The following is a 16,416-nucleotide window of genomic DNA, read 5'->3' as shown; positions in this document are numbered from 1 at the left end:
CTATGTTCATTGATCGTTATGACTGCACAACCAAATTCAGCGCGGGCCGCTCATCCTGTTTCACGACGATGCGCGCCACCAGCAGCGAAAAAACAATACTCCCGAAATTGTCCATGTACTGGAGCATATCCACATGCAGGAGCAGCATCATGAACACCAGCACATAATAAAAGGCGCCGTCGCTGGCATGCTGATCATACAGTTTCTTAAAATACCGGCAGGTTTTGAAAAAGATCACCATTAGCAACAGGATGCCCACAATTCCCTGATTCACGATGATCTCGAGCACGGCGCTGTGCAGGTGCAGGCTGTCGAGATCCTTGATCCCGAACAGTTTCGCCACATCATACTCGATGCCCAGGAAATAATGTCCCTGAAACCCGTTCCCGAAGATGAAACCGCGCTGATCGAACATCATCCAGTCGAAGACGTTTTCCCACAACAGCGACCTGCCGTTAAAGGTGATGATATCAAACATATCGACCCGCTGGAGCAGCGAAACAAATACCGGAAGGCTCAGGATCTCGTAGATCAGTTTTCCTGTATTCAGCAACAATGGCAACGTAAAGAACGAGCAGAGAAACAGGTATGAGAACCTGTTGCCCAGCTTAAAAAAGTAGACGAGCATCACCACAATGAAGATGATGATGACGAGCCGTGAGTTGATATAAAAAAGAAAAAATACATTCACGAGCAGGTAAGCGAGCAAACCTGAGAATTTGAGCGGATAGTTCCAGGTAGAGCCGAGTCGATAGAGCACCATTAGGCTGATGATCACTACAAGGCCAGCCCCGCTATACAACGCTTCCAGGAAAGGAAAATTGATCCTTCCTTCGATGGCGTGCACCTGGTTACTCAATCCCAGCCCGTAAAAGCCAACCACGTTAATGAACAACAGCAAATTGAGTCCCATCAATGTCAGCCTGAACAGGTTGTCTTTACCCCGGTTGTACAACATCACAACCAAAAAAGCGTGGAACGGCACCAGCAGCACCACAGACCGGATCATGGTGAACTGAAAGTCGAGGTTGGGCAGGTTCTTCCTGAACGATACAAAAAGAGAAATGACGGTCGACAGCAGGAACGCCAGCATGAGCCAGTAGTTCCTGTTCAGCCTGATCTGAAATTCCCGCTTGTACAAAAGATTAACGCCATAAAAAAGCAGGATGAGCAAATACGGAGCGAGGCCGACAATATATCCCAGCGAAGGACTCATCGATCCTGAAACATACCTGCCCAGGCCAACAACGGAGAAGCTTGTGACAAAGAGAAAATTCACGATGTCGCGTTTATAGATCATCCGTATTTGTTTAAGGTCGATAACGACGACAAGCTTGTTACGGGCGGGGTGTGTCTCAGGAAAGCGGGTACCAGCCTTGCGAGGTTGAACCGCAGGCGCGATCGATGCGTTGAAAAAACAGTTTTAAAATAGTAATGGTCCCGGGTGCGGTTGGCCACGATCAGGGGCGGGTGTTTCAACGGGAACGATAGCCGGCCCCAGATCAGGTCAGTGCCGGGTCCGCCTGCATCCAGCGTATGCGTTGCATGCCTGCCCAGCCCGATGTTGGTGATGAGGTTTTTTGCCGGCGTCGCAGATAATCCTGAATTGATCCTCCTGGCAAATTCCCACTGGTAATCCCACCAGGTGATCCTGCTGTTGTGGCAGTAAGTGGTTTCCAGCAGGTTCCTGAAATGGGTATACGCATAGGCCGAGCCGAAAGCCGTTCTCAGGAAATACTGAACATCGGTAGCCCGGTAGTTCCTGATGGTGAAATCGAAATGTTTCCAGGCACGGCGCCAGGTAGCCCAGCCCCAGGTGTGGCCGTGGTCGGAGAAGTAATAGTCGTACGGATCTGCCTCACACGCCCGCGCGATCAGATTGACGCCGCCGATCTCCATCACCCGGGTGTCGTTCCGGTAACGCTCCAGCAGGGCCCGGCAGAACAGGAAGAAATCAGGAGACGGGTGAATGTCATCTTCGAGGATGATGCCCTCCGGTACGTGCTCGAAGAACCATGAGATACCCGCCGCGGGACCTCTTCCACAACCCAGGTTCGTGGCATGGAACAACTGATGAACCTGACACGGCCAGTCGATCTGCCGGGTGATGTTCCGGGCAAGGTTACACTTCTCAACATCGTCACCATGATCGCGGCGCGGCCCATCCGCCGCCACGAACAATACCGTGGGCCGCACTTCCCTGATGGCGTTGAACACCACCTGCGTGGTTTCGGGCCTGTTGAAGATGAGCAGCAATATCGGTGTATCGAAGGAGGCCATCGGCATGTATGCGTTAGATCCAGTTAAGGTTGGCGTCGACCTTGCCAAGTTGCAGGAGCTTGTTCAGCACATTGAGTCGCATCCACGCCGAGTTACGGAAATCCGGATCCGTGAACCTGATGTCCGACAGTCCGTTCCTGATCTCCTGGATGGTGCCGGTGAGCGTGCATACGGGGGAATGTCCGTTGGCGTAAGACCGGAACAGGTCGAAGTTGACCCGGTAAGAACGTTTGTCGGGAGGTGCCGCATGATTTACGTGAACCTGTACGTCAGGCACAACATCCCTCACATGGTCTGCCAGCGCTTTCACTGTGAAGTTCCATTGGTTGCAGCCGGTGTTGCAGATCAAAAAACGTCCACCTTTGTCAACTGACCGGTTCATGGCCCAGTCTATTGCGCGGGCCATGTCCTTGACGCTGATCAACGGCCGCCATGGTGTACCGTCGCTAAGGATGGTAATATTTCCGGAAGTGATGGCAGAGGCAACGAAGTCATTCAGCACCAGGTCCAGGCGCAGGCGGTCGCTCATGCCACAAGCGGTAGCAAAACGCAAACACGTAACGATCATCCTGTCGTCGTTCAGTTTCTGCAGGGCTTCTTCGGTCAACACTTTGGACCGGGCATAGGCGGTAAGGGGGTTCACGTCAGAACGTTCTGTTTTTGCTTCATCGCCCGCGGCACCATAAACGCTGCAGCTCGAGGCGAACACAAAACTTTTCACACCCTGGTTTGCAGCCTTCACTGCGATGTCCACAGATGCGCGGTAGTTGACCTCCAGGGTCACCTGCTCGAACCTGTTGCCGATGGGGTCGTTCGAGATGGCGGCCAAGTGCACAACATGATCAACACCCTTCAGGATCGATTCGTCAAAGTTCCTCACGTCTCCCTGGTACTGGATGTCCAGCGCGTCTTCCGGAGGCGACGACCGCGTGGTGAGGCAATCGCGAAAATAGCCGAGGTCATACCCGACGATCATCGCCTGGGGATACTGGCTCCTGAGATACTGACATAAGTAAGCGCCAACATAGCCGAGGTTTCCTGTAATGAGTATCTTCATAGGTTGATCTTGTTTTGACTTTCAGCTGAATGTTATTTTAGAGAGTAGTATCTCTTTCATCAGAACAGAGAAGTACCGTTTCTCGCACTCGAGGTTCCGCAATACAAAGGGTGGATGCCTGAGCGGGAAACCTATTTCGTGCGCACGCAGGTTGGCGTACCGGTTGTCTCTGCCCCGGGTGTGTGTAGCCCCTCCCCCGAAACCGATATTGGCCACCAGGTTTTTATTGGGAACGATGGCGAGCCCTGAGTTGATGTAACGCGCGAAGTCCCACTGATAGTCCCAGGTATCGATCTTCTTCGATGCCACCTGGTCGAGCTTCCGGAGACGATAAAACCGCTCCAGCGGATTCAGAAAAAAATCGTCAAAGTATCCGCTGGCCTTCACCTGTGCATACGTTGACATGCTGAGATCGTAGTGCTGCCAGGCCCGTCGCCAGGTGGCCCATCCCCAGATATGTCCGTTGCGGGCGAAGTAGTACGAGTAAGTCAGGTCATAAGGTGCCCGCAGAAAATTGTTGCCACCAATATGCATCACGCGAGTATCGTCTCGGTAAAGGGTAAGCAGCTCCTGGCAGTAATAAAAAAAACTGCTCACCGGGAGGCAGTCGTCTTCGAGGATGATGCCCTCTGTTTCGTACTGGAAAAACCAGGTGATGGCCGTCGAGATCGCCACGCCACAACCCAGGTTCTTCTCCCTGAACAATGTTGTAACCCGGCAGGGCCAGTCTACCCGGCTCACGATATCACGCACACGCCTGCAATTTTCCGCATCGGATTCTACATGAGTGCGGGGGCCGTCCGCTGCAATGTAAAGCACCAATGGTTTTACACTGCGCAGGGCTTCAAAGACCCTTGCCGTAGCTTCCGGCCGGTTGAATACCAGGAATAGAACAGGTGTATGCAATTCAGCGGGCGGGAACAAAGCCATGCGATCGATCATTTTACCCGCAAGATATTTTCTCAGTCTTCCGTTTTAAATGATCATGGTCATGGATCGATGCAATAGAAATCATTCCCAGAAAATGCAAAATGCAAAAATGCAGAACGCAAAGAACGCAAAGGAGGCGCAAAGACCGCAGAGGAATGTGGGTACTACTTCTACTGGCCCCGCGCAGATCTACCTGAATCGCTTATCAGATATTTGCTAAAGAGCGTGCAGTTGCTAAGGCGGGCAAAGGAAAGGTTTCGCTAACGCTCTTTCAAGACTACGCTAAATATCTCTGCGGTCCTCTGCGTTTTCTCAGCGTTCTCTGCGGTTAAAAAGAACTTTGCGCGCTTTGCGTCTTCTTCGCGCCCTTTGCGTGAACTGCATTTTTGCCTTCAGGCGCGCAACTTCCAGAATGAGGTGATGCCCGTCATGATCAGCCCCAGGTTCATGCGCATCCTGGTAAAAAAGACATCCATGAAGAAAGAGACGGTGAATGAGATGAGCATGGCTATGAAGGCACCGATGCTTCCGTAGCGCGGGATCAGCGCCATGTTGATGGCAATGTTCAGCGCAGCGCCCACAATGGCGGTGAGCAGCGAATACTTGAACAGTCCTTCATTCAAAATAAAAATCGACTTAGCCATGCCGAGGTGCATAAAGAACAACCGGACAGAAAACAGTGACAGCAGAAAGCCCGCGGTGCTGTAGGCAGGGCCGTAAAGAATTCTCACTACATCGTCGCCGATCAGGAATATAGGGATGGCAAAGAAGAGGAACGAAGCGAACATGAGCCTGTACAGGTTGATCAGGCGCTCGTGATAAAGGTTCTGGCTGATCGCTTTTGCTTTCGCGATCGGCGGTGTAAACGTGTTTGACAACACCATGGGAATAAATCCCAACACCTCCAGGAGCCTGACCGCTACCGAATACTGCCCCACTTCAGAGGCGGTCATCAGTTTTCCGAGCATCACCTGGTCGATGCGCGTTTGTGTGTTGAGCGCCAGCCCAAAGAGTGCAAGGGGCCATGCCTCCCGCAGGAACAGATACGCATCGGCCCTGCTGAACTTCCATGCGCTGATCAGGCTCCTTCCTTTCCGGTAGATGTAAACAAAACCCGCGGCATTGGCGGCGGCACCGATGGGAACGATCAGCGCAAACCACATCAGCGGCGCCTCGAGGTACACGAGGCCGATCTTGACAATGCTGACCATAAAATTGATAAAGATCTGTGCCTTCACCACCTGCCTCGACAGCACCTGCGCCTGATAATAACAACTGATCACCTCGAAGGCCTTGAACAGTTCCGCCGCGGCCACGATGAGGATCAGGCTGTTGGTGAGCCTGCTGTTGTCCATGAAGAAGAGAATGACGGCGATGACCACAAAGATCAGCAGCGATGAGGCGAGCTTGATGGTGAAGCTTGTGCCCAGCAGCACGTTCTTCTTCTCCGGGTACCGGGCCAGCTCTCGCACGATCACCTGGTCGGTGCTCACCGTTATCACGGAAAGGATGCCGGCAAAGCTGATGGCGTAGCTCAGCAATCCGAATTGTTCGGGTTGCAGGTAACGTGCCACATACACGCTCACCACCATGGCTATGAAAAACGTGAACACCTTTTCAAAAAGAAGCCACGAAACATTCTGAAGGTACCGCTGAATGCGCGGCGGCACAAATGAAAACGAAGACCAGGTGAGACCCAGCAATTTCCGAATGAGCTCCATAGGCGATCTTGGTTGAAATGGTCAGGCCTTGGCCTTCATCTTCTTCATGTAACCGTTGATGTACCCATTGAGCTTCGTGGGCTTTACGTCGTTGAGCAAAATGCTGATGTTGTTGATCTTTTTCTCTTCGTACAGTTTGTTGATCTTCACCAGGTGGAAACGGCTTGTATAATCAGAGCGCACCACATAGATGTTGACATCCGTGTATTTCATCAGGATGACATATTCGGAAACATAACCGATGGGCGGCGCATCCATCACAATGGTGTGATACGATTGCTTGAGTGTGTGGATCAGCGTTGCCATGCGGCTGTGGCTGATCAGGTCAAGCGGGTTGGGCGGAAGTGGTCCCGAAGTGATCACATCGAGATCTTTGATCTCTGTTTTGTTGATGATGTCATTGATAACAGCGCTGCCCACCAGGTAGGTTGACAAACCTTTCTCATTTTTCAGCTTGAAGTAACCGGCCACCGTAGGGCACCGCAGGTCGGTATCGATGAGAATGGTCCTTCTGCCGGACTGCGCCATCGACGCTGCCAGGTTCACCGCACAAAAGGTCTTTCCTTCACTTTCGCCGGAAGACGTGAAGCCGATCACCTGGATGTCTTTGCCAAAGGTCAGGTACTGGAGGTTTACCCGCAATGACCGGAACGATTCGCCCATGGGTGTGCGGGAATAAGCTACGATGCCGTTCTGCTCGCGTTTCTGTCCGCGGGAGATCGTTCCGATAAAAGGGATCTTGGTGCTGCGTTCGATGTCTTCGTGGCTGATGATATTATCGTTGAAGAAATCTTTGATCACGATCAGGCAGATGGGCAATATTAGGCTCGCAAAAAGCGCGATGGCAAAAACGATCTTTTTATTCGGCGAGATCGGTCCGTACCCTACTTGCTTGGCCCGGTCGATCACCGTGGTCTCGGGCGAATTGGAGGCGATGGCGATGCCGGCCTCGGCGCGTTTCTGCAACAGGTAATTGTACACGTTATCGTTGAACTTGAACCTCCGTTCCAGGTTCACCAGCTCCCGCTCGTTCTTCGGCAGGCGGTTGAGCCGGTTCTTTACCACCAGCAGCCTGGTGTTAATATCGTTGAGCGCCATGGTGGAGGCGTCTATAATGTTGTTGACATTTTCCAGGAGGTTCTTCTTCGTATTCCTGATCTTGAGATCGCTCACCTCAGACATCGGGTTATTTTCCTTGGTGCTGTAATTAAGTCCGGTGCGCTCCTGGCTCAGGCGCGACAGCTCTATGAGCAGGCTGCTCAGCAACGGATCGTCGAGCCCGAAAGTAGACGGCGCAACAATATCCTTTACATCGCCATTGCTATTCAGCGATGAGGCTACGTAAGTGTAATACTTCAGCTTCACTTCCACTTCGGCCTTCTCCGCTTCCAGCCGATCGAGGTTCACCGTGAGGTTTTGTGCCGTGGCGTTGATGTCGAGAATGTTGTTCCTGATCCTGAAAGTTTCGAGCGAGCCTTCAACTTGCTTCAGCGAATCGTATACACCGCCGATCTGCCTGTCGATGAACTGGATCGTTTTTAAGCCCAGCTGATTTTTTTTGTCGAGCTGATTCTTCAGGTATACGTTTACCAGCGCATCCAAAAAAACGATCTCCTTGGCCGGCACTTTACCTTTGGTATGCAATTGTAAAATATTCGATTCGCGCGAAAGCGGCTCTATCTTGAGATTGGCCTGGTACGCATCCACCAGCGATTTAAGATCGTTGATCACAAAATAATACTGTTTCTCATCGCTCTTGCTGAAGTCTGTGTTGAAGGTGATCTTGAGACCCAGGTACCGGTTCCTGAAAGTATCCGTCGCCAGCGCTACCTCGTCAAAGTCCACAACGGACACTTCACGTTCTATCTGGTCGAGCATGAGGTCGTACATCGAAACCTCCTGCGCTTCTGCCCTGATCCGGAAGGTATCGGGAGAGATGCGCTCCACGAAGATCGGCACATTGATCATCTGCACCTTCGACGAGTCGAGCGTAACCGTAAAGGGGATGTCTTCATACATTTCCACGTTTTTGAAACGCTGCTTCTCAAAGTAGGATACGCCAAAATCGAGCTGGCGGATCACATCCTTCACCATGGTATGAGACCCCAGCACCCCCACCTCGTCCTCGATCTCAGTGTAGGAGGTGAGCAGCTCCATACCTTTCATGAACTTCTCTGTGTTCGGCGCGGTCTGCTCCTGGTTGGCGATCAGCAGCGACGCCTTTACGCTGTAGATCTCGTCGGCAGTCTTGATATACAAATAAGCCAAAGGCACCAGCAGCGTCACAGCCACCAGAAAGTACCACCAATGATTCGTGATCTTCCGAACCAGATGTTTTATATCGATCTTCTCATCCATAGACAACTTTTCATCATTTACTCAATTCCTATCTCCCTCTTGTGTCAAGGTATCCGAGCACCAGGATGGCGGTGGTTGCCGCAGAGAATATCACACTCCAGACCTCCAGGTTAGTTCGCCCCGTGCGGGCGCGCAGCGGCTCTATATATAAAACGTCATTGGGCATCAGAAAGAAAAACGGAGAACCCAAAAGATGGGGATCCGTAAGATCCACCACCGTGACAGCCGTGCCTGTGGCGGTCGGCCGGATCAGCTTGATGTTGGTCCTGTTTCCAAACTGGGTCAGGTCTCCGGCGAGCCCCAGTGCTTCAAGGATAGAGATCTGGTTGTTGTACACATAATGATATCCCGGGTTCTTGACCTCACCCAGCACCGTGATCTTGAAGCTGACGAGCTTTACCAGCACGGTTGCCTTGTTCAGATATTTGTTAGCTTCCGCCTGAATGAGCTCCCTTGTCTCCTCCAGCGTCAGTCCCTGCACGGTCAGCTCTCCGATCACCGGAAGGATGATCTTGCCATAGCGGTCTATGGAATATCCCTCAACGTACAAGTTTCCGGGATTGGAGATCGTTGCCATGTATTCGCTGGTAACATTGAAGATGTCGGCACTCTCATTATCGGTAGCGCTCTTCACTTTTACGGAGAGTACATCGTTGACCTGAAGCCTGTAGATCTGGCTGGTGTTGGTGATCCTGGTGAGGGAATCTTTCGAGAATCCGCCCCGCTGAAGGTAAACGAGGTTTCTGTTGTGGTAGCATGATGAAAGAAAAACCATTACCAGAATTACCTGGAAGCGGGTAAATAATACCATTATGATCGCATTTAAATCCGCCGAAAAGGTAGGTACCCCCTACCCCGCTGCTCAATGACCGAAATCATCGGCTGCTCAAACAAGAATCATCTGGTACTGCAGTCAGAAGACTGCCATTGTTATGGGCACAAGTCACACACATTCCCCACACGCCGCCTTAAGACTTTGCGCCAGCCATTCGGGGATAGGTATGAAGTACGATGAATGCGGATCGGGCCATCGTACCTCGTATTTCGTACCTCGTACCTCCATTACCGGCCAACCATCACCCTTCGGGAAACCGGTGTCATGTCGTCGCGGTGTAACACCACAAGATTGAGTCCCTCGGAAAGGTCAGACAGCGGTATCACAAGGTCGTTGTTGCCCTTGGCCAGATAGAAACATCGCTCTGCCAGTAACCGCGCGTCAGAAGCATAGATCGCAATTTTACAAAGTGTAATCTCGGCTGACGTGACCACAACATGCAGGTCTCCCTGGCGCAGCGGGTTGGGATAGCATGAGAACTCCCGGTGGAGCATCGCATCCCGTTGCCTGTTCTCGCGAAGCAGGCTATCAGCGTCATCGTCCGCAGCGAAAGACCTCGCGAAGGCCATGGACTGCGTAGTATATAATCGGCTCTGCGGAATGGCCTGCTGACTTTGTCCCGTGTAGCTCCACAGCAGCCGCGCTACTGCACCGATAGCATTCTCAAAAAATTCCATCCGAAGGTTATACTTCATGTTGGCTACCAATGACACAGGCGTGCTGTTGTCTAAGGTGGGCGCATGAATGCCCCAGTTGTTGATCAGCTGCACATCGTTTACCCACAGCCTGACTCCATCATCGGAAAAGGTGCTGAAGATCACTGGCCCTGTTACGGGCGACTCCACCTGCCCGGTCCATCGAACGGAATAGTTATCCGCATTGATGCCTGATGCCGGCGAGCCCGTGCCCCAGTCGAAATTTACCTGCGGATCAGTACGGGTTACAACCATCGGTGCTACAAGGCTGATGTTGTTGAAGTACTCAGCGCGAAGGCCTGTGCCACTGCCTCCCGGATCAACGGGACCGGCCGCAGGATACAACCGGTTCTGCGGAATGGGCTGCTGACTTTGTCCCGTATAACTCCACAGCAACCGCGCCACCGCACCAATGGTATTCTCGAAGAACTCCATTCGAACGTTGTACTTCGTGCCTGCCGTCAACGCCATGGGTGTACTGTTGTTCGCCGTGGGGGCATGCGTAGTCCAGTTGTTGATCACCTGAACATCGTTGATCCAAAGCCTTACACCATCGTCTGACACGGTGCTGAAGATCACATTGCCGGTGACGGGTGACTCCACCTGCCCAGTCCATCGCACGGAGTAGCTATCCGCATTGATGCCCGCACCCGGCGAGCCCGTGCCCCAATCGAAATTCACCTGGGCGTCGGTACGACTTAAAATCACCGGCGCTACGAGATTGATATTGTTAAAGTAATCAGCGCGAAGTCCCGTGCCGCTGCCACCCGGATCGACAGGACCGGCAGCAGGAAATAACCTGGCTTGCGGAACAGGTTGCTGGCTTTGCCCGGTATAGCTCCACAGCAACCGCGCCACGGCACCGCCAGCGTTTTCGAAGAACTCCATGCGGATGTTATACTTCAGGCCTGCCGTTAACGCTATGGGTATGCTGTTGTTGGCCGTAGGAGCATGCGTAGTCCAGTTGTCAATGACCTGCACATCGTTCACCCAAAGCCTGACACCATCATCTGAAACCGTGCTGAAGATCACGTTACCAGTGATGGGTGACTCCACCTGGCCTGTCCACCGTGCGGAATAATTGTTCTCATTGATGCCCGCACCGGGCGAGCCCGTACCCCAGTCAAAATTTATCTGCGCATCGACACGGGTTGTAACAACGGGCGCTGCAAGGGTGACATTGTTAAAATACTCGGCACGAAGTCCGGTGCCACTGCCCGGCATCAGCAATTGGGTGATCGCTTCGAACCATTTTTGCGCCATCTTCTCCTCTCCAATGGCATTCGGATGGATCCCTTCCTGGGTGTCTGTGACAGGGTTAAACCCCGTGTACTGATCTACCACAATCACCCGAGACGCGCCTGTGCTCTTTTCAGCGGCGATGCCATCCATCTGGTTATTCAGTGCAATGATGCCCGTGTTAGCGCTCCTTGTGGTGCCGATAAGCTTTGCCAGAAGAATGGTGACGTTGGGATTACGGGCACGGATCACATCAATAATACTTTTAAGCTCCTGCACGGTACTGGCGGTGGTCTGATTCTGCAATACGTCATTTGTGCCCGCATGCATCAGCACTACGTCTGGCACATATCCCGTCAACCACTGCGGCAAGCCCAGCAGCAGCGAGTCGGCACGATAAAGCCAGTGGCCCTCATGGTCGCGGTCAAAGCTGGGATCGGGATAGACGGGCGAACCCAGGTAGTTCGTATTCATGCTTCCAACGAAATCAAAGTTGACATTGGCTGCTTTCAGTTTTTGCCACAAATAGTACCGGTAGCTTAAGTGCGTATATTCAGATTGTGTTATGGAGTTTCCCAAGGGCATGATCCGCAAAGGCTGTGCGCATACATGGCAGCAGACGGTGAAGAACAGCATCATGCAAACCAGTGAAGTGGTGATCTTTTTCATGTGGGGTTATTTAATAGTGTGTTGGTACGGTAGTCAAGTCTGAAGACTTTGATCATATCCGGCACGTTATAGGTACGAAGGACGAGGTACGAGGTACACCCCGATCTGCATTCATCGTACCCGCCGCCGATGTTGGTGTTCTTCACCAACATCTTGGTGCGGTACAAAGGACGAGGTACGAGATACAATCACCCGAGCTGCATTCATCGTACCTCGTATTTCGTACCTCGTACTTAATACTTAGGTAGCGACGGATCGATCTCATTCGCGTAAGCCAGGATGCCGCCTTTCAGGTTATACAGGTTGGTGAAGCCCAGCTGGTTTTGCAACGTGCTCACTGCCTTCGCGCTTCTGCCACCCGACTTACAATGCAGCACAACTTTTTTCGAGCGGTCGATCTTGTCGGCATGTTCCAAAATATTTTGCACCGGGATAAGCTGCGCACCCAGGTTCACAATGTTGAACTCGTGGGGTTCACGCACATCGATAAGCTGAAAGTCCTCCCCTTGCAGCCGCCATGCCGCCAGCTCGTGCACCGAGATCTCCCGGATATCATTCGCTGCCGCAGCACCGTTGCAAAACACATCGTAATTCACCAGCGCATTTTGCGTTGGATGCTCGCCGTTCAGCGGATTGGCGCGGTCGCGTTTCACCTCAAACGTTCTCGTCTCAAACGTGAGGGCATCGAAAGTAAACAGGCGGCCACTGAGCGGTTTGCCGGTGCCCGTAATGATCTTGATCACTTCTAATGCCTGCAAGCTGCCAATGATGCCGGGCAGAACGCCCAGCACGCCCCCGGCAGCGCAACTCGGCACCAGGCCGGGCGGTGGTGGCTCCGCAAACAGATCGCGGTAATTGGGTCCGCGTTCTCCATTTTCGTCCAGGTGGTTAAAAACAGACACCTGCCCTTCGAATTGGAAAATGGATGCATACACGTTTGGTTTGCCCCGCAGCACACAGGCGTCATTCACCAGGTACCGGGTTGCAAAATTATCCGTGCCATCCGCGATCACATCATAATCGCCCAAAAGGGTCATGGCATTGGCAGTTGAAAGTTGTACCGGGTGGGCTACCAGCTGAATGTAGGGATTGAGCAATGAGAGCTTCCGCCGGGCAACTTCAGCTTTACTTTTGCCTACGTCTTCGGTGCTGAACAGGATCTGCCGCTGCAGGTTACTTTCATCAACGACGTCGAAATCCACGATGCCGATCGTGCCTACGCCCGCGGCTGCCAGGTAGTACAACAGCGGACTTCCCAGCCCGCCGCATCCGATCACCAGTACCCTGGAAGCTTTCAGCTTCAATTGTGCTTCCATGCCGAACTCCGGAATGATGATATGCCTGCTGTAACGCGCAAGCTCTTCCCGGTCTAGTGTGAATGTTTGCTGTACCATAATCATCCCCCGGCTATGGCTGGTACAATGCATACCACCGATCCATCGTTTACCAGCGTTTCATTCTTCTGCAGGTATCGCACATCATGGTTATCAACAAAGATGCTGATGAACGCGGGCGTCTTTCCGTCGACGCTGATCAAATGCGGCCTGATGCCGGGATAGCAGGATGCCAGCTCGGCGATCACACCGCTCACATTGTGCGCATAGATCACGAGCCTGTCGTTCTGGTTGGTATACTTGCGCAGGGCCGCGGGAATAATTACAGTAGCCATTTTATCTATAGTTTAATGTATTGCTAAGGTGCACGATAACCGCTTGCGAGCAATTCGCCGCCCCACAGGTGATCCTCCTCCTGGTGGCGTGTGACACTTTTTAAAGAATTGAACATCAGCGAGGTGATCGAATTGAAATCCGCGCGGGAGTTGCCGTTCAGGAACTCTTTCTCCAGGCCCCAGTGCAGTATGTTCAGGGTATCTTCTTCCGGCACCCTGGTAAGCGTATCCTCCACGATCTTCTGCAGTCCATTGACCAGCACTTCTCTGCAGGCATGGTCTCCGATGGCGACGCGCAGGTTGTTCATGAGGTCATTCAAGCGGCGCGGATCCGGCGACACGATGGAAGATATGATCATGTCGCGCGATGGGCTGATCGTGCTGAACCGGTGCTCATAAACATTCAGCAGCAGGTTGAGTTCATCGGGTTTGGCCCAGTTCAATTGTCCTCTGAAGAACTGCTCCGAATAACCTTTGGGATTCCCCTTGAACACGATCGGTACAGACCGTCCGCTTTGTTTCAGATGATACAGGGCTACTTCAAGCGACTCAACCGGCCAGGCAAGATTTTTAACGATCAAAAACTTGCATTGCCCCTTTTCTGAAAACGTCAGCGCATTCAGCAGCAGGTAAGCCGCTTCTGCCGCGTTCTGGGCCGTAACATATTTTGCAGGGCAATGCAATGAAATAAACGGCTCATGACGGCTCTCATAGGCCAGCTGCTGGTTCATGATGCTGTTGTCGAGAATATGGGTGAAACGAACCATGCTGTAGCGCACGGAGCTGGTCTTCGCCGTGGTATCGAAAATATATTCACAGATCTTTTTCGAAGCTGCGTAAACTTCTTCTGTAAAGTACCGGCTCGCTTTGCCGGTGGATGCCAGCACGCATTGTTTGATTCCTGTGGCCTCGCAGGCGCTGACTATATTAAATGTGCCGATGATGTTGGTGCGCAGGGTGTCTGCCACCTGAACTTCTGCCAGGCCCGGGTCGCGCTGACCGGCGGTATGGAAAACATAATCCGGTCTGTAGAACCTGAAGATCTTTTCCAGCAAAGGCAGGTTGGCTACATCACAATGAAAATGAATGAGCCTGTCAGGACAGCAAATGAGCTGCTGCGGGTCATGGATGTCGAGAATGACGATCCGGCGCACATTGAACCGGAGCAATTCATTCACGAGCCTCGAGCCCACACATCCCAAACCGCCGGTAACCACGCACGTGGAATCGCGCAGCATGTCTTCGATCGGGTCCATGGGAAGAGCCAGCGTTCTGTGCCGGACAGGCTCGAACGGATCATCCAGGATACGGCCTTGCTCGTGGTATAAGCTGATCAGCTGTGATGTACATTTTTTAAGCGCTGTGTAAGCGTCAGGTATATTGACAAACGGGGAGAGCTTCCAGATTTGATCATAAATTTCTTCTTGCATAACCGTGCCGCGTTGAGACCCAAAAATTAGAAGGTGTACAGCCGCCGGCAAATGATGAATGTCACCAATAATCAGTTATTCCATCACAAACGAGGTATTGAAAGAGAATGAACTTGCTCGCGAAGCAGCATTACTTATGAATCAAAGGAGGTGAGACCTTAGCGTGAATCCCTGAAAGGGCTTCATGTCAATATCCATGGGTGAAGCCCATAGATATTGTGTGTTTGGCATTCATGTGCCACAGGTAATCCGGATCGAGGCAGAGCTTTTCTGGCACATCCTGCACTTGCCCGATCATGATGTCGGTATGATGCGACATGAACATGCATCGCACAGATCACTATCTGGGCGCCATGGGACTAATACCATTTAGAACTCACGCATTCACAGGCTCTTCGTTCAGGATATCTTTATGCACCTGCCCGGGAAGCACCCTGTACACCGGTATTTTTATTTGGTGTTGTTTGCACAAGGTCCGGATCCTGTCATCGATCTGCTCATGTGAATACCGCGACGAAAAATGTCCGAGGATCAGCTTGCCGATGTTGAGTCCCGACACCAGCGCCATCACCTCCTCCAGGTTGCTGTGCTTGTTGCGATAAGGATCCAGGTTCTTGTTCTCTTCCTTGTCCAGGAACGTGGCTTCATGGATCAGGATCTCGGTATTGTCCCATTGCGCGAAGTCATCCACCGGTGTATCGCCTGAGTAGGTCAGCACATTGGTCTTGATCACCTCTGTCATCTTCTGCCTTCCGATCTCGTCCATCAGCGATTTTATTTTTTGCTGGGGTACATCCGCAAACTCCGGTTTCAGTTTGTTCCTGGTCTGCACTACCCGGTAGCCGAAACTTTTGAAAATGTTTTGATCGGATCGCACATGGCCATTCCTCAGCGCATGCACATAGACATTATCCCTGATCTGGATCTGCTCATTGCCTTTGATGGCGCTCCACAGGGTGCCGCTCACATGCGGGTCGAACTTTTTAGAGAATTGTTCTATGGCGGGAAAAGAGCCGCAGTTGAAAGGAAAAAATATTTTCGGAAGACCTTCCCTGGCGTTGAGCTGGTTCAGCTGCAGCAATCCCGTGAGATGATCCCGGTCTGCGTGAGAAACAAATACATGCTCGATCTTTCTGGACTTCTGAAGCAGAGACGACGTCACGCCATCGCCCGCGTCAAAAAGCAGCCCGAGCTCTTCAATGAAATACCAGGTGGAGAACAATGCCGTCGAGTATCCGGTGATGGTCAGTTTCATTCGATCCAATAGCTAAAAAGAAAAACGCTCCAAAGATAGGAGCGTTTTATCATTCACTACACATCCACCGCACGTTAAGATGCCTTTTTAAACCGGTTCAGGGCCTGAACATACTTGTTTATAACGAAAGACTCGTCGTATTCTGTTTCCATTTTTTGTCTGCCGTTGCGGCCAAACTGCTGCAGCGCCTCGTTGTCAAGACCGGCTATCTGCTTCATTTTATCGGCCAGGTCGTCGGCGTCTTTCATCTTGCACAGCAGCCCGTTGTAGTTGTGCAC

Annotated in this window: 13 protein-coding genes and 1 pseudogene; all 14 read right to left on the bottom strand. The window is 52.1% G+C overall.

The features are described from left to right. Positions 1 to 16: 16 nt before the first annotated feature. Positions 17 to 1,300: an O-antigen ligase family protein gene (locus tag KK083_RS25865; protein ID WP_254168885.1), complete on the bottom strand. Its 1,284-nt coding sequence runs from the start codon at positions 1,298 to 1,300 to the stop codon at positions 17 to 19. Beyond that, the gene (locus tag KK083_RS25860) at positions 1,297 to 2,280 is read right to left on the bottom strand and encodes a nucleotide-diphospho-sugar transferase (RefSeq protein ID WP_254168883.1); all 984 of its coding nucleotides are present in this window, start codon (positions 2,278 to 2,280) and stop codon (positions 1,297 to 1,299) included. The genes KK083_RS25865 and KK083_RS25860 overlap by 4 nt, the downstream gene beginning before the upstream one ends. A gap of 13 nt (positions 2,281 to 2,293) precedes the next feature. Next, on the bottom strand, positions 2,294 to 3,337 hold the full coding sequence (locus KK083_RS25855; protein WP_254168881.1) for an NAD-dependent epimerase/dehydratase family protein: 1,044 nt from the start codon (positions 3,335 to 3,337) through the stop codon (positions 2,294 to 2,296). Positions 3,338 to 3,358: 21 nt separating this feature from the next. Then, complete coding sequence (locus KK083_RS25850) at positions 3,359 to 4,267, bottom strand: nucleotide-diphospho-sugar transferase (protein ID WP_254168879.1); 909 nt, start codon at positions 4,265 to 4,267, stop codon at positions 3,359 to 3,361. 392 nt (positions 4,268 to 4,659) lie between these two features. Beyond that, the gene (locus KK083_RS25845; RefSeq protein WP_254168877.1) at positions 4,660 to 5,988 is read right to left on the bottom strand and encodes a flippase; all 1,329 of its coding nucleotides are present in this window, start codon (positions 5,986 to 5,988) and stop codon (positions 4,660 to 4,662) included. A gap of 21 nt (positions 5,989 to 6,009) precedes the next feature. Next, complete coding sequence (locus KK083_RS25840) at positions 6,010 to 8,346, bottom strand: GumC family protein (RefSeq protein ID WP_254168875.1); 2,337 nt, start codon at positions 8,344 to 8,346, stop codon at positions 6,010 to 6,012. A gap of 28 nt (positions 8,347 to 8,374) precedes the next feature. Continuing rightward, positions 8,375 to 9,157 carry a polysaccharide biosynthesis/export family protein gene (locus KK083_RS25835; RefSeq protein ID WP_254168873.1) on the bottom strand — a complete coding sequence of 261 codons (783 nt, stop codon included), beginning with the start codon at positions 9,155 to 9,157 and terminating at the stop codon, positions 8,375 to 8,377. A 251-nt stretch (positions 9,158 to 9,408) separates the two neighbouring features. Continuing rightward, positions 9,409 to 11,784 carry a PA14 domain-containing protein gene (locus KK083_RS25830; RefSeq protein WP_254168871.1) on the bottom strand — a complete coding sequence of 792 codons (2,376 nt, stop codon included), beginning with the start codon at positions 11,782 to 11,784 and terminating at the stop codon, positions 9,409 to 9,411. 233 nt (positions 11,785 to 12,017) lie between these two features. Next, entirely contained in the window at positions 12,018 to 13,178 is a 1,161-nt protein-coding gene (gene moeB / locus KK083_RS25825) for a molybdopterin-synthase adenylyltransferase MoeB (RefSeq protein ID WP_254168869.1), read from the bottom strand. 2 nt (positions 13,179 to 13,180) lie between these two features. Beyond that, a complete protein-coding gene (locus KK083_RS25820) occupies positions 13,181 to 13,453 on the bottom strand; it encodes a MoaD/ThiS family protein (RefSeq protein WP_254168867.1) in 273 nt (90 codons plus the stop codon). Positions 13,454 to 13,476: 23 nt separating this feature from the next. Next, positions 13,477 to 14,883, bottom strand: a complete 1,407-nt coding sequence (locus KK083_RS25815) for a polysaccharide biosynthesis protein (protein WP_254168865.1) — start codon at positions 14,881 to 14,883, stop codon at positions 13,477 to 13,479. Between the two features lie 187 nt (positions 14,884 to 15,070). Next, positions 15,071 to 15,208, bottom strand: a complete 138-nt coding sequence (locus KK083_RS25810; protein WP_254168863.1) for a hypothetical protein — start codon at positions 15,206 to 15,208, stop codon at positions 15,071 to 15,073. A gap of 51 nt (positions 15,209 to 15,259) precedes the next feature. Continuing rightward, complete coding sequence (locus KK083_RS25805; protein ID WP_254168861.1) at positions 15,260 to 16,138, bottom strand: MBL fold metallo-hydrolase; 879 nt, start codon at positions 16,136 to 16,138, stop codon at positions 15,260 to 15,262. 74 nt (positions 16,139 to 16,212) lie between these two features. After that, positions 16,213 to 16,416 (bottom strand): annotated as a pseudogene (locus KK083_RS25800) (glycosyltransferase family 1 protein); the annotation flags it as partial.

The organism is Chryseosolibacter histidinae (assembly GCF_018598225.1).
Lineage (GTDB): Bacteria > Bacteroidota > Bacteroidia > Cytophagales > Cyclobacteriaceae > Chryseosolibacter > Chryseosolibacter histidini.
Note: the sequence above shows the minus strand (reverse complement) of the source record. Positions and strands in the feature narration are given on the sequence as shown.

What these genes read in the sequence shown, in the direction of transcription:
- KK083_RS25815 (WP_254168865.1), bottom strand. Translation starts at nt 14,883, where the DNA reads ATGCAAGAAGAAATTTATGATCAAATCTGGAAGCTCTCCCCGTTTGTC.
- moeB (WP_254168869.1), bottom strand. Translation starts at nt 13,178, where the DNA reads ATGGTACAGCAAACATTCACACTAGACCGGGAAGAGCTTGCGCGTTAC.
- KK083_RS25865 (WP_254168885.1), bottom strand. Translation starts at nt 1,300, where the DNA reads ATGATCTATAAACGCGACATCGTGAATTTTCTCTTTGTCACAAGCTTC.
- KK083_RS25845 (WP_254168877.1), bottom strand. Translation starts at nt 5,988, where the DNA reads ATGGAGCTCATTCGGAAATTGCTGGGTCTCACCTGGTCTTCGTTTTCA.
- KK083_RS25860 (WP_254168883.1), bottom strand. Translation starts at nt 2,280, where the DNA reads ATGGCCTCCTTCGATACACCGATATTGCTGCTCATCTTCAACAGGCCC.
- KK083_RS25855 (WP_254168881.1), bottom strand. Translation starts at nt 3,337, where the DNA reads ATGAAGATACTCATTACAGGAAACCTCGGCTATGTTGGCGCTTACTTA.
- KK083_RS25830 (WP_254168871.1), bottom strand. Translation starts at nt 11,784, where the DNA reads ATGAAAAAGATCACCACTTCACTGGTTTGCATGATGCTGTTCTTCACC.
- KK083_RS25840 (WP_254168875.1), bottom strand. Translation starts at nt 8,346, where the DNA reads ATGGATGAGAAGATCGATATAAAACATCTGGTTCGGAAGATCACGAAT.
- KK083_RS25850 (WP_254168879.1), bottom strand. Translation starts at nt 4,267, where the DNA reads ATGGCTTTGTTCCCGCCCGCTGAATTGCATACACCTGTTCTATTCCTG.
- KK083_RS25820 (WP_254168867.1), bottom strand. Translation starts at nt 13,453, where the DNA reads ATGGCTACTGTAATTATTCCCGCGGCCCTGCGCAAGTATACCAACCAG.
- KK083_RS25835 (WP_254168873.1), bottom strand. Translation starts at nt 9,157, where the DNA reads ATGGTATTATTTACCCGCTTCCAGGTAATTCTGGTAATGGTTTTTCTT.
- KK083_RS25810 (WP_254168863.1), bottom strand. Translation starts at nt 15,208, where the DNA reads ATGTTCATGTCGCATCATACCGACATCATGATCGGGCAAGTGCAGGAT.
- KK083_RS25805 (WP_254168861.1), bottom strand. Translation starts at nt 16,138, where the DNA reads ATGAAACTGACCATCACCGGATACTCGACGGCATTGTTCTCCACCTGG.